Source organism: Spirosoma fluviale (assembly GCF_900230225.1).
Classification (GTDB): domain Bacteria; phylum Bacteroidota; class Bacteroidia; order Cytophagales; family Spirosomataceae; genus Spirosoma; species Spirosoma fluviale.
Map to the genome: position 1 here is coordinate 2,023,732 of NZ_OCNH01000001.1, position 14,016 is coordinate 2,037,747.

10 protein-coding genes are annotated in these 14,016 nt (G+C 48.6%); 4 read left to right on the plus strand and 6 right to left on the minus strand.

Features of this window, described 5'->3' with window-relative positions:
* Positions 1-134: 134 nt before the first annotated feature.
* From CRO74_RS08515 to CRO74_RS08525, 3 genes are all read left to right on the plus strand, one after another.
* Positions 135-2,261: a polyribonucleotide nucleotidyltransferase gene (locus CRO74_RS08515; RefSeq protein ID WP_097125534.1), complete on the plus strand. Its 2,127-nt coding sequence runs from the start codon at positions 135-137 to the stop codon at positions 2,259-2,261.
* 75 nt (positions 2,262-2,336) lie between these two features.
* Positions 2,337-3,200 carry a sigma-70 family RNA polymerase sigma factor gene (locus CRO74_RS08520; RefSeq protein ID WP_009282104.1) on the plus strand — a complete coding sequence of 288 codons (864 nt, stop codon included), beginning with the start codon at positions 2,337-2,339 and terminating at the stop codon, positions 3,198-3,200.
* A gap of 156 nt (positions 3,201-3,356) precedes the next feature.
* Positions 3,357-4,298, plus strand: coding sequence for a hypothetical protein (locus CRO74_RS08525; RefSeq protein WP_097125535.1), 942 nt, complete (start codon positions 3,357-3,359; stop codon positions 4,296-4,298).
* A gap of 14 nt (positions 4,299-4,312) precedes the next feature.
* On the opposite strand, the gene CRO74_RS08530 is transcribed toward CRO74_RS08525, so the two are convergent.
* Together CRO74_RS08530 and CRO74_RS08535 are read right to left on the minus strand one after the other, a co-directional pair.
* Entirely contained in the window at positions 4,313-7,360 is a 3,048-nt protein-coding gene (locus tag CRO74_RS08530; RefSeq protein WP_179830148.1) for a CheR family methyltransferase, read from the minus strand.
* A 91-nt stretch (positions 7,361-7,451) separates the two neighbouring features.
* Complete coding sequence (locus tag CRO74_RS08535; protein WP_097125537.1) at positions 7,452-7,700, minus strand: hypothetical protein; 249 nt, start codon at positions 7,698-7,700, stop codon at positions 7,452-7,454.
* 115 nt (positions 7,701-7,815) lie between these two features.
* On the opposite strand from CRO74_RS08535, the gene CRO74_RS08540 reads away from it, so the two are divergent.
* Positions 7,816-8,814, plus strand: a complete 999-nt coding sequence (locus CRO74_RS08540) for a tetratricopeptide repeat protein (RefSeq protein ID WP_317042385.1) — start codon at positions 7,816-7,818, stop codon at positions 8,812-8,814.
* Positions 8,815-8,836: 22 nt separating this feature from the next.
* Here CRO74_RS08540 and CRO74_RS08545 read toward each other — a convergent pair whose 3' ends face one another.
* From CRO74_RS08545 to menD, 4 genes are all read right to left on the minus strand, one after another.
* On the minus strand, positions 8,837-10,102 hold the full coding sequence (locus CRO74_RS08545) for an ATP-binding protein (protein WP_097125538.1): 1,266 nt from the start codon (positions 10,100-10,102) through the stop codon (positions 8,837-8,839).
* Between the two features lie 12 nt (positions 10,103-10,114).
* Positions 10,115-10,756 (minus strand): hypothetical protein, encoded by a 642-nt coding sequence (locus CRO74_RS08550; protein ID WP_097125539.1) that lies wholly within the window; start codon positions 10,754-10,756, stop codon positions 10,115-10,117.
* Between the two features lie 28 nt (positions 10,757-10,784).
* Positions 10,785-11,603 carry a hypothetical protein gene (locus tag CRO74_RS08555; protein ID WP_097125540.1) on the minus strand — a complete coding sequence of 273 codons (819 nt, stop codon included), beginning with the start codon at positions 11,601-11,603 and terminating at the stop codon, positions 10,785-10,787.
* Positions 11,604-12,252: 649 nt separating this feature from the next.
* Entirely contained in the window at positions 12,253-14,004 is a 1,752-nt protein-coding gene (gene menD / locus CRO74_RS08565) for a 2-succinyl-5-enolpyruvyl-6-hydroxy-3-cyclohexene-1-carboxylic-acid synthase (RefSeq protein ID WP_097125541.1), read from the minus strand.
* Positions 14,005-14,016 lie beyond the last annotated feature (12 nt).

A 14,016-nucleotide genomic window follows, 5' to 3' on the forward strand; every position in this document is an offset into this window, starting at 1 on the left:
CAGTAGATTCCCTCATTTTTGTTGTTTCTACTTGGACTAGACGTGGTGCAAACCCTTGCTGGACACAACGAGTAAACCGGTTTTCGAACCGGCGCGGTTTAAAGCTGTAAGAAGACGTATTCAAAATCTGTTGTATGTTTGAAATCACCACGCAATCCGTTGCGCTGCCCGACGGGCGGGAAATTACCATCGAAACCGGCAAACTGGCCCGACAGGCCGACGGCGCGGTGGTTGTACGGTTAGGCGACACCATGCTGTTGGCCACCGTCGTATCAAGTAAAGACGCCAAAGAGGGCGTTGACTTTCTTCCTCTATCCGTTGATTACCAGGAGAAATTCGCATCGGCTGGCCGGATTCCGGGTAGCTTCCAACGGCGCGAAGGTCGGTTGGGTGATCACGAAATCCTGATTAGCCGTTTAGTAGACCGTGCTCTGCGGCCTATCTTCCCCGATAACTACCACGCTGACACGCAGGTAATGATCACGTTGATCTCTGCGGACCCTGAAGTGCAGCCCGATGCGCTGGCTGCTTTGGCTGCTTCGTCGGCGCTGGCGGTATCCAATATTCCGTTTAACGGGCCTATCTCTGAAGTACGCGTTGCTAAAATCGACGGCCAGTACAAGATTAACCCGAAGACCTCTGAGCTGGAGCGCGCAACCATCGACCTCATCGTAGCAGCTACCGAAAAAGATATTTGCATGGTGGAAGGCGAAATGGACGAATGTTCAGAAGCCGAAGTTGTGGAAGCTATTAAAGTAGCTCACGACGCCATCAAAGTACAATGCCAGGCGCAGAAAGAACTCGAAGCTAAAGTGGGTAAGACCGTCAAGCGGGAATATAACCACGAAACGCACGACGAAGACCTCCGGGCCGCTGTACGCGTGGCTACCTACGACAAAATCTATGCGGTAGCCCAGTTGCAGAACCCAAGTAAGAAAGGCCGTTCGGAAGGCTTCAAAGCCGTTCGTGACGAGTATTTAGCTTCATTCCCGGAAGGAGCAGAGGTTAACGTTGGTCTGATAAAAACCTACTTCCACGACCTCGAATGGGAAGCCTCCCGTCGGTTAGTACTCGACGAGCGGACCCGTTTGGATGGCCGGAAGCTGGATCAGATTCGTCAAATCTCGGCTGAAGTTGGGTATCTGCCCGGTCCACACGGATCGGCGTTGTTCACCCGCGGTGAAACCCAGTCGCTGACAACCGTAACGCTCGGTACCAAAACGGATGAGCAGATCGTGGATCAGACGATGTACCAGGGGTACAGTAAATTCCTGTTACATTATAATTTTCCCGGTTTCTCGACCGGCGAAGTGAAGCCTAACCGGGGAGCTGGCCGTCGTGAAATTGGTCACGGAAACCTGGCGCACCGTTCGTTGAAGAAAGTGCTGCCGCCTGCCGAAGAGAATCCATACACCATCCGGATCGTATCCGACATCCTCGAATCGAACGGCTCGTCGTCTATGGCAACCGTTTGCGCTGGTACACTGGCTCTGATGGATGCCGGGATCAAGATCAAGGCTCCCGTTGCCGGTATTGCCATGGGCCTTATTTCGGATGGTGACAAATACGCCGTTCTATCCGACATCCTGGGCGATGAAGATCACCTGGGCGATATGGACTTCAAAGTTACGGGAACCGAAAAAGGGATCGTGGCTTGCCAGATGGACCTGAAAGTGGATGGTCTGTCGTATGAAGTGCTGGCTCAGGCCCTGGAGCAGGCGCGTTTAGGCCGTCTGCATATCCTCGGAGAGATGAAGAAAGGCCTGTCTGATGTTCGCTCTGACCTGAAACCACATGCACCCCGTGCTATGGTTATCAAAATCGATACCAACCAGATTGGTGCCGTTATCGGACCCGGCGGTAAAGTTGTTCAGGATATCCAGAAAGATTCCGGTGCCGTTGTGAACATCGACGAGCATGACAATGCGGGTTGGGTCAGCATTTTTGCTACCAGCAAAGAAAGCATGGATAAAGCCGTTTCCCGCGTGAAAGGTATCGTTGCGGTTCCCGAAGTAGGTGAAACGTATGTCGGCAAAGTGAAGACGATCCAGCCTTTTGGTGCTTTCGTCGAATTCATGCCGGGTAAAGATGGTCTTTTGCACATTTCCGAGATTAAGTGGGAGCGTCTGGAAACCATGGACGGTGTCCTGCAGGTCGGTGAAGAGGTGACGGTAAAGTTGATTGACGTGGATAAAAAGACCGGAAAGTACCGTTTGTCGCGTAAAGTTTTGCTGCCGAAGCCAGAGAACAAAAATGCGTAAGTCATTGTTACTTTTTCGTGTAATGCATCGTCATACGTTTGCGTTATATAGTCACTCCACCGGGGACAACGGATTATGAGACAGCTAAAAATTTCAAAACAGATAACCAATCGCGAGAGCCAGTCGTTAGACAAGTACTTGCAGGAGATTGGTAAGGTGGACCTGCTTACGCCTGATGAGGAAGTAACGCTGGCCCAGAAAATTCGGGAAGGTGACCAATTGTCGCTGGAGCGATTAACGAAAGCAAACCTGCGTTTCGTTGTGTCGGTTGCCAAACAGTATCAAAATCAGGGTTTATCGTTAGGTGACCTGATTAACGAAGGGAACCTTGGGTTGATTAAGGCTGCTCAGCGCTTCGACGAAACGCGCGGATTTAAATTTATCTCGTACGCCGTCTGGTGGATTCGTCAGTCTATTCTTCAGGCACTGGCCGAACAGTCCCGTATTGTGCGTCTGCCCCTTAACCGGGTTGGCTCACTGAACAAAATCTCGAAGACCTTCTCCGATCTGGAGCAAAAATTTGAGCGGGAGCCGTCGCCGGAAGAACTGGCAGCCGTACTTGAGATCTCAGCCGCTGAAGTGGTTGATACACTCAAGATTTCGGGGCGTCACGTATCCATGGATGCGCCCTTCGTTCAGGGTGAAGAAAACAGCCTGCTCGATGTACTTGAAAACGATGGCGAAGACAAACCCGATTCGGGCCTGATCAACGATTCGTTGCGAAAAGAAGTACAGCGCGCTCTCTCGACGCTTACCCAGCGCGAGGCCGATGTGATTACACTTTACTTCGGTTTGAATGGCGAACACGCTATGACACTCGAAGAGATTGGCGAAAAGTTCAATCTAACCCGTGAACGGGTTCGGCAGATAAAAGAAAAAGCCATTCGTCGTCTGCGCCATACCTCACGGTCGAAAGCGTTGAAGACGTATCTGGGCTAAGATTCCTGTTTGCTTGTGAAAACGGCTCCTGCGAAAGTGGGCGCCGTTTTTTATTTTAACAACTTATTAACCGTTTACAAAAAACTACATTCGGTACTCAATTAGCCATTTTACCTTTAGTGGTCTACTTACCACACAGCCGCTAAAAAGCCACTGATGTTAGGGAAAATTGCCACCGTGCTGGGTCGCCTATACACGTTCTTGCTATCACTTGTTGTTGCTTTAATTCTGAGCGTGGCAACCTGGGGTATGTGGCAATACTACCAGGATGTACGCCTATTGGATGATTTTTCCAGAAAGGCAAGGCCAGTAACCGTAGCGATTACCAACGCTGAGCAAAAACAGCGTTCCTGGCAGGATGTGTTTAGTAATAGTACGTACTTAACCGTCGAGTATCAGGGAAAAGCCTACCCCTGTCGCTTTGTCATGGATAGTGGTTATGTAGGGAGTGGAGATCGGGTGAAATTACTCTACCATCCAGACTACGATAGTTTTCGGCAACCGCGAGCCGTCCTGAAATTTGATGAATCGAATCGAAAGTCCCGATTGATCGAGTGGTCTTCCATTCGGGATTTCAGCCCTTCGAATCGGTTGCTGCTGCTGTGTATGCTTTTGTCTACAGCATCGTTCTTTTTTAGTTCAGGCCTGATCGGTAGCCTAATTCCTATTCCTTTCTTACAAACCATCGCCCGCTTCTTGTTTGTTCTGGCGCTTGGGTGTGCTGCTATCTTTTTTACGTATGATACCATTGCTTATTTTAACTATTACCAGCTTCTGAATAAAGAAGGTCAGTCTGTTTCCGTACCGGTCCTGGCTACCAACAGGAAGGCTCATGGGCGTAAGTACAATTGGTACACCTACGAGGCAACTGTCCGGCATCAGGGTCAGGAGCGGATAGTGCCCATTAGTGAGGATGACTTTGATGCTCTATCGTCATCGCTCCCCGGCTCAGTGACGGTTCGCTACGTTGCCGCTGTTGATGATCTGATGGCTGACGATTTTACACCTGATTATTGGGTTATTGTCGTGCCCCTGTTTTTTTATCTGCTTGTTTTCCTGTTTGTTCGCCCGGCTTATACGGTGACCAGGCAGCGTTGATCGTGTAAAGTTGGTTAGTGCCGGTGTCGTTTTGCAATTGTAGAAGTAACCAGTAGAATACCATCTTCAAACCGATTGGCGGTTATCTGGTGCCACTCGGGCTGTGTGGCCAGTTCGTTTGGTAGTTCAATCTGCAAAGGGTCACCGGTTTCAACAACCTGGACGTATTGGGTGAATAAGGAAATTTGTTCAGTGTCGCTATACCGAGCTTTGAAACTGGTTCTATATAGTTCTTCAACCGATGGGTTAGCTCGTTGTCCTAAATCATTGACGAGGGGAACCAATTGAAAATCGACGATCGTATTCCGTTCGTTGCGGACAGATTTGAACAACTGAATGTTTACGGGTGCATGCGTCAATATACTCTGGAGAAATACCAGCAGTCGCTGTACCTGCGAATGATCGGTAATGTCTTCAATGGCTAGGAGAATAGCAGCCTGGCCCTGTAACCGAACGACCTTGCGGGCATTTAGTCGCAGGACCTTTTCGCCCAAATCCTGAAAATGGTGAGTCATTTCATAGGCTTGAATCGACGTATTGTCGTTGATTACCTTATCGAGTAATGACCGCAAGGCGGGAATGTCCCACTGTTGATTACCTAATTCGTATAAAAGACGACCAATCGTATCATCTGACTCAAGCCGAAAGGTTTTAAAAAAGGCTCGGTTAGCACTGCGCACCCGTAGGTCTTTGTCGAGTATGATTACCGTTTCCCGAATTGTTCCAAAAATAGCATCCGAATAATCATAGGCTTCGGACAACTGATCATTACTCAGCTGAAGTTCCTGATTGATCGTTTGTAACTCTTCGTTGTTTGACTGTATCTCTTCTTTGCTGGTTTCCAGTTCTTCGTTGATACTTTGTAATTCTTCGTTGCTGCTTATAATTTCTTCATTGGCGGATTGCAACTCTTCGCGACCGGCATCCTGTTCTTCCAGTATCGACCGCATATCGTCGCGCAGGGCTGCCAGTTCATCTTCCAACTGTTTAATCCGTCGATTCCGGAGTTGACTTGGGGCAGAGGGTGTCAGAATAGCCGGAGTTACTTCGTTAAAAATAACCAGTACCAGCGGTTCCTGACTTTGCGATAAAAAAGGAACTGCGTTGATCGTTATGTGGTAAGTCTCCTCCCGAACCCGAATCAGCAAGCCTGTTTTAGAAGCAGGCTGTCCGGATTTGTGGGCCTTATTGATAGCTGTCCGTAAATCGAACAGGAGTTCGGGCCGGGCCATTTTCAAAAGGTTAAAATTAGCCCGGCCTGATGCTGGTTCCAGGAAAAGGCTGGTAGATCCCTGAAAACGGATGATCTCCATGTCTTTATTGATAACAACGGAGGCTGGTGTATACTGGCTAAGCAACCCGTTGACGCGTTGGTCTAAATCGTCGGGCTGGCCAGGTTTATAGTGCATAGACATGGGTTGAAAAGCTTTTTTGCCCCACATTTCTGTTGGATATCCGGGTGGCAGAGGAGCAGACAAGTTGAGAGAAGGGGAGGTATTGGTTCGCTCCTGTTGCCCATTATCACCAGGGTGGGGTTTAATGATTGATCGTTGATGTAACAAGTCTACCAATGGGAATACCGAGCGGGTTACACTGGTTTTTCGGGCATATACTTTAAACGTCTTAGCCACCTGCGTAAAGAGGGTGGTGTACGACCCAACTGTTTCAGCCTTACCAAGTATCAGATAGCCCGTTGGGTTCAGAGCGTAGTGAAACGTGGCAATCGCTTTTCGCTGGAGGGTGGTATCTGTGTAGATCAGTAAGTTACGGCAGCTAATCAGATCGAGCCGGGAAAAGGGCGGGTCAACAAAAACATTATGGGTTGCAAAAACGCAAACATCCCGGATGATCTTACTAATGCAGTAGTACCCGTCCTGATCCCTGGTAAAAAAACGACTCAGGCGCTTCGGGGATACGTTTGCCAGTTGACTGACTGAAAAACGCCCCATCCGGGCCTGGGTAATGACCCGTCCGCTAAGATCAGTAGCGAAAATTTGAGTGGGAATCGACTTATCGAGGTTGTCCTGGGCTTCCAGCAACAGGATTGCCAGCGAGTAGACTTCTTCGCCCGTTGAGCAGGCTGGAATCCAAAGCCGGAAGGGTTCATTCTCGGTCTTACCAGCGAGGAGCTGTGGGAAAAGCACCTTTCCCAGGTACTCCATGGTGTCGGTATCTCTGAAAAAGCTGGTTACGTTAATGAGTAAATCATTATAAAGTAAACCGGCTTCTGTGGGGTGCTGACGCAAATAGTCCATGTAGTCCGTCAACAGTCGCAGTTTGTAAAGGGCCATTCGGCGGAGAACCCGTCGCCGGATGGTTGCCGTTTTGTAATGCGAGAAATCAACCCCAACGAATTTGCGCACCAACTGAAGAAGTGCCATTAACTCTCCGTTATCGGGCTCTGGTGGCTGGGGCTGGCCGTTTTCTGCAGACGATTCAATCACCGCTCTATCCTGAAAAAAATCCTGCTGATGGCTTAGCCAATCGAGCTCACGGGCAATATCCCGGATGGGTAACACCTTATCGACGACTCCTTCTGCCTGAGCTGATACGGACATACCCTGGAACTTCGCCGTACCATCCTGGGCAAAGGTGATCCCGTTGGCGGCTTTGAGGGCTTTCAATCCCAGTGTACCATCCGTCGATAGACCCGACAGCAGCACACCAATGGAAGCGGCTCCCTGTTGTTCGGCAAGGGAGATAAAGAACCGATCGATGGGCAGATGGGCAGGTCTCCGGGGGCGCTCCCGGAATACCAATTGTCCATTCATTACGTGTACATCTGCATGAACCGGTATTATATAAACATGGTTAGCATTAATGGGCGTTCGGTCCTGGGCGTCCAGAACCGGCATTTGGGTTAGAGGGGCCAAACGATTTGACAGCAGATCCGGCTGATCGGTATCGGTAGGCTGAATGTACATAAAAGCCCACCCGCTGGTGGGCGATAAGTGCGTCAATAATTCAGAGATCCCTTCCGGCCCACCCGCCGACGCCCCAATAGCCACAATGGGAATGGGCTGAATGGGTGTTAGTGAATCTGGACCAGTGTGATCAGACAAATCCATTTCGGGTGGGTGTTGGCTGGTAGGAATGTAACGTTATAGGTGCGGATTCGTGAACAGATACATTGTTCGATACTGTACCGTTTGCCTAAAAAGCATCATTACGATCGCCGGTGGCCTGCCAGTCGGTATCCATGTCCAGAAATCGCTGTTCAACCCGGTTCAGAAACGGTTCGTCGAGCAGGGTGGGTACTGCTTCGGGATCGGTGAGGTCCATTTCACTGATTTTATATGTCTGTTCGTACGGACCCGCTTCGATTTTGACGATATATTTGCCATTCCAGGCGTAAAGGCCGATGCGAAAACGGGCGTGAGGAATATCCTGAACAAAACGCATAATGCTATATATGATTGATTTTCTAATGAATTCGTACCGTTTCGCAAAGGTAACCAACGTAATGTCCCGGTTAATCATCCAGGTATGTGTCCTCCGTCATTTAATCAACCTACTTTTGGTTGTTTTGCTTTTTTCCAGTTGTTCCAACAGTACTACCGATGAGGCCGCTCAGTTTTTCTTAAAGGGCAATGTTCAACTACAGAAACGGGAGTTTAAAGAAGCAATCCGGTTCTATTCGGAAGCCATTTCTAAAAAATCTGATTTTGCCGATGCATACAATAATCGGGGGTTAGCAAAATTCAGGGACGACGACCGGGAAGGCGCACTGGCCGATTATACACGAGCCATCGAACTGGACCCTGATTTTAGTACCGCTTACTTCAATCGGGCTGAAGTCCTTCTGGAAACGGGCGATGCCGCAGGCAGCGTGGCCGACCTGCAGCGGATTGAGAAACAGTACCGGGATTCTACATTTTACCAGACTCGACTGGGCGATGCGTACGTACGATTGGCCAACGTATCCCAGGCGCAGGTAGCCTACGACCGGGCTTTGCAACTCAACCCTAATAATGTAGAGGCTTTGACCAATCGGGCGGCTTTGTTCTATACGCAAAAAGCGTACGAACAGGCTGGTGAGGATATTCAGCGTGCCCTTCGGCTCAATCCGAAGCAGGATGCCGCGCTTAATAACCAGAGCCTGCTGCTCGCTCGTGCCGGGAACTTTGCCGAAGCCCTAACCTTCGTGGAGCGTGCTCTGACCGTACAGCCCCGCCAGCCTTTTTACCTGAATAACAAAGCGTATTTGCTCCTGAAACTGAACCGACCCGCAGAGGCTCTCCCATTGGTGAACGAGTCGCTTCAACGCGACAGTCAGAATGCCTGGGCTCATCAGACACTTGGTCTGTATTACCTGAGTCAGCAGCAAATCCCTCCGGCACTCGCAGCGTTTCGGCAGGCCGAAAAACTGGATGCGTCCGTTGATCAACTGTACTATTATATTGGCAAAGCCGAACAAACGCTGAATCATCAACAGGCAGCCTGCGAGGCCTGGCGTCTGGGCGAAGCTGCGGGCGATGAACAGTCACGGCAAATGCATGCTCAGGCATGTAAGTAACGGGTTCGTATCAGGGAGGTGGTTAACTGGCTGGCAGGATAATACGAAACTCTGTAAATTCATTCAGAACGGTATTTACCTCCAGAGAACCGCCATGCCCTTTGGTGATGATATCATAACTTAATGACAGGCCTAACCCCGTGCCTTCGCCTGTCGGTTTGGTCGTAAAGAAAGGCTGGAAAATTTTACCCTTCACTAATTCGGGAATACCGGTGCCGTTATCCTTTATCCTGATCTCAACCGTGTGTGTTAACCGATGACTACTTAGCCAAACGGTTGGTGTATAATCAGGCTGGACTGTCTTCTGCTTTTGTTGAACCGTATAAAAGGCATTATTGAGCAGATTTAGTAACACGCGTCCCATATCCTGAGCCACAACAGGAAGGGGCGCTAGATCAGGTGCCAGGTCAGTGACCAACGCACAGGTGAACGCTTTATCCTTGGCGCGAAAACCCTGATACGCCATCTGCAAATAGGTATCGGCTAGTGCATTCAGGTTCGTAAGCTCCTTGTGGCCCGTGCTTGGCCGGGCGTGTTCGAGCATGCCCTTAATAATAGCCGAAGCGCGGCTGCCATGATGGGTAATCTTTTGCAGGCTTTGGGTTAGCTCCCCCGTGAGGACAAGTACCTCCTGGGTGTTACCGTTGGTGGCAGCCTGCCTGAGTTCATCTGTCAGCTCGGTGCCGAGTTCGGAGAAGTTGTTAACGAAGTTGAGCGGATTCTGAATCTCGTGCGCAATACCCGCCGTCAGTTCGGCCATCGAGGCCATTTTTTCCTGATGGATTCGTCGCTGTTCTTTAAGCTTTTGCCTAAACAGAAATAAGATAAAGACGTAGACAATGACAACGGCGAAGAGAAGAAGATACAGGAAAAGCATAGGCACAAACCACCATTTATGGAACAGATTGCCTTCTATCGTAAAGCTGAATTGAGCCGGAACGTCGCCAGCTTGCGTCGTCTTTACTAGAAAGGTGTAATCGCCACCATCGAGATGAGCATACTGTACTTGCGAACAATCGGTGCAGGTTACCCAGGTATAATCCAAACCGGTCAGTTTGTAGGAGAAAGAATTTTGGGAGGGATTGTACAGATTGATAAAGCTGAAATGCAGGTAATTACGATTGTAGGCCAGGGCAACTGGTTGTTTCTGATGCAGATCGACTGTAGAAAAGGCCGAGTCTATCTGATTATTTCCGGTTTTTACACTGATAATTTGAACGAGAGGACGGCTCGCCTGGGCCAGTGCAACTTGGCTGATGAGAAGTAGTAGTAACGCGGAATAGTTCATAAAATGAAGGTATTACCTGTCGTATTGGCTAAGCCAGAAAGCATAGGAAAAGGCTCCAAACATGAGTATGGTTACAAAGGACCAGAACATAAAGAACTGTAAATAGGCTGTCTGTGAGTAATTAATGACAGTCCTGCTAAAAATGTCAAATGAACCCACTAAGTTGGCTATTATAATCCCGGTACTTACCCAAAACAGCGATTGTCGACGTATATCCTCGTCGATCCTCTCCTGAAATAACTGAGTCAGGTAATATAGAGCGATGCTCATGATGTAGAATTTCTCCACCGCATTGCTAAAGCCATTGTTTGTCAGGCCTGAGATGAAAAAGGCATCCAGACCAATCAGCGGGATAACGAATAAGCCACTCCACCGAATGACGTTACTGAGCGTTTTATGCGTAATGATGGACGAATAGAGCCATGTCATCATGAGCACATCGACACCCGAAAAAGCATACAGAAAGGTATTGGTAATCTTATAGTTTACAGCCAGCAGCCCCAGGTCAAGCACCAGAGATAAGCACAGACCCGCTAATAGTATTTTGAGCGGTTTGTTCAGATACTGTAGTAGATAAAAGCCAAACCCAACCGGAACGATAACACCATAGGTGGCCAGGTAGACCAGATACATCGCTACGTCAACCAGTTTCATAAGGGGTGCGTTAAGTTACGTAATACCATTATTCATCCAGGAAGCTACCGAAAGGTGGACAACTTGGTTTTGGCGCAACATATCCTGGTTCGCCATCGAATGTTGAGAAGGTGCTTGATGATACCGTACCATCCGGTCTTATACCCGTAAAAATCAAATGGAAGCAGTTTCGGTCGAGTGTACTTATCCTTACGGCAAGTGTTTTTTGGAACCCGAACGTAATTTTTACCCGATCACAACCTTCATCACTAAATTCGGTTAAAGCCTTTTTTAAAGCCTTAAGCTTCATGTAGGCACCCCACACAAAATTCCCCTTTCCATAGATGTGTATAAACAGTCCTCTGAATTGCCTGACAAGGGTGAAATCCCGTGGTTGGGGTGTTAAATCCGTCGTTGTCATTTGGTTTTTGGATACTTGATTTTCAGATAACCTCTCCGAAAGTCGACTACCATCGCCACCGCCATCTAATCTTATTCCCTGCATAACCAGTACCATCTTCTTACTACTCAGATCAAAACCATAATAAATACCTAAATGGGTTAATGAAGGGTCCAAAGAGTCAATAAATGCCTGAAGAGATCGAAGACCGCGAATGGGAATCGGCTTAATCGTAAAGGTATCTTCGGCTGATATACTCCTTATTTGTTGTAAACGGGTAGGTGTAAGAATAGAAGAAGTATCTTTGTTACGGTCAACTGAGAACTGACTTAGGCGATTAACTTCCTCATCGAATGCGTTGGTTAAAGGCCTGAGGTCAATAGAGTCTGTTTTACGAAACAGGCCATCTTTATCGGTAAAGATTTTAAGCATCAAGGCAATTTCAGCGGGAGTAGGAGTAGTAGCCATCTTTTTTACGTTTAGGACATAGTGAATGAAATGTCAAGATGAAGAAATGAGTATAAATAAATAATAAACTTGGGATAACGTTCTGGAAACCAACCTATTATCTTTTAAATAAAAGTAGCTAAACGTTTGATGATCTACAAGTATTTTATTACCTGTCTGGAGGGGCTGCGCTATAAATCTGAACTTTCCAAGACAATACTTTTGGCTTGACCAAAGGGTAACTTTGTATCACAACGCTACGCTCAATCAACAAGAAGAATGATGTGATTGGGATGCTAAAGACGGGCGTAAACAACGCAGTTGACCAGCTGTCTTTTAATAAAGCAGACCCGACAAAAGATACCAACTGGGATTAGGAGATGAACGGTTGCCAACTCACCTAAGGAAGAGTAGCACAAAAGGCAAGACTATTTTTCAGATCAGTTTCCTGATTGAAATTAATAGAATTTTCCTTTATGTATTGTCTAACAATCTGGTGGGATCGTTTTGCAGCGCCAGTGTATCGCCCGTAGAGTTGATAAAATGCATCTCACCCAAAAAAAGATTATAGTTAAATCTAGCTGCTGACGACGTTCAGTAGTAGAACTATAACTACAGTCATAGTTTACTGGTGTTTCAGGCGAAACGAGGAAGACTTTACGTAAATTGATTAACGGGATTGATAGGCCTTTACCGACGCTTTATATGCCAGGAACTGATCCTGATTGGCTTGTTTGTTGGTTTTTAGTTCGAGGAGTTTAGCCGCGTCGGCTGGCTTAAAAAAGTCGCCTAGTGCTTCCTCAAGCGCATCGAGGGATTCGCAGGGAAGGTACGTAAGACCAGCATCCTGTGCAGTGTTGCGGGCGGTATAGCCGTGTGGTGTTTCGAAATAAGTTTCCAGTTCGGGTTGACGACTTGGGCCGTCGATAATTCGGAAAATGTGACCGCTATCATTGTTGAGTAAAATGATTCGCAGGTTAGACGGCACCGGAGCCGACCAGAGGGCATTCCGGTCATAGAAAAACGCTACATCGCCAATCAATAGAGTTACTAGTTTATCCGTCATCAGGGCGGCTCCCACAGCTGTACTCAAACAACCATCGATGCCACTAACCCCCCGATTTGAGGAGACACTAATTTGCCGTCGTTCGTCTACACCACATAGGTTAGCGTAGCGGACGGGCATACTATTGGCCAGGTGAAGGATGGACAAAGCCGGTAGTTGGTCGAGAATACGTCGTACTGCCGACCAGTCGGTTAGGGTATCGGTGGGAGCGGCAAGGGTTTTTTCGACCAGACGCGTTGCCTCTCGATCCATCTGTAGCCATTGGTTCTGGAATGCATGCCTGTCGTCCTCATCATCGTCATCGCCCTGCAGGAACCGCTGGTAGTCGAGATCGGCAAAGAGTTTTTCCAGAAAAGCGAGTGGCGTTGCCGGGATCAGGGTTGTCAGACTCTGGAAGGAGTCGTTGATGCGGTCAACGGTTGGTTGTATATGCCAGTGACGACGGGCGGGGTACTGGCGGAGAAACGTTTTAAGGTTTCGTGTCAGGAATGAATTGCCAATCGTCAGGAGCAGCTCCGGTTGAAGCGAATGGGCTTCAGGTTCCGTGATCCCGGCCAGGAAAGTATCCGTACGGGTAATGAACAGGTCATTTCGGGGAATGTTTCCAACAATTTCGCCAAGGACAACGACGCCAGTTTCCTCACTGAGTTTTCGTAAAACAGCCAGCAACGCCGGATCATACGGTAACTGGCCTACAGCAATGACCGTCCGTTCACTTTGGTCCCATTCGGTTAGCAGCCTGTGCCAGGTATCGGCTGTCAGGGTAGGCTGTGCAGCGCATACCTCAATGGTTCTGACCGATTCGTACGTGAATGTTTCTTCATTCGTTGGGTAGAACGGTTCACGAAGTGGCACATTCACATGAACGGGTCCGGCCGGGGAGAGTTGAGTGAGTGTTATTGCTTCATTTAGAGTTCGTTCGATAAACCATCGGGCATCGGGGTGTGTATAGTCGGCTGGAAGATCATAACTTCGTTTAACGTGCTCTCCAAAAATACCCACCTGATGAATGGTTTGCCCATCTTGTTGATGAAGCCACTCGTGCGGCCGGTCGGCGGTTAACAGCAGGAGGGGAGCTTGTCCAAAAAATGCTTCGGAAACGGCGGGGGCCAGATTGTAAACGGCACTGCCCGAAGTGCAGATGACCCCGACTGTCCGGCGGGTTTGCAGGGCCATTCCCAGGGCCACAAAGCAGGCGGATCGTTCATCGGCCATAACCCGAACGTGCAGGTGAGGGTGCCGGGCAACGGCCAGCGTGAGGGGCGCCGAGCGGGAACCCGGCGAGACAACAATATCCGTTATACCCTTTTGATGAAGAAGTTCGGCAATATTAACAATGGGTTGAAGAACGGGCATAAGGTAATCTAA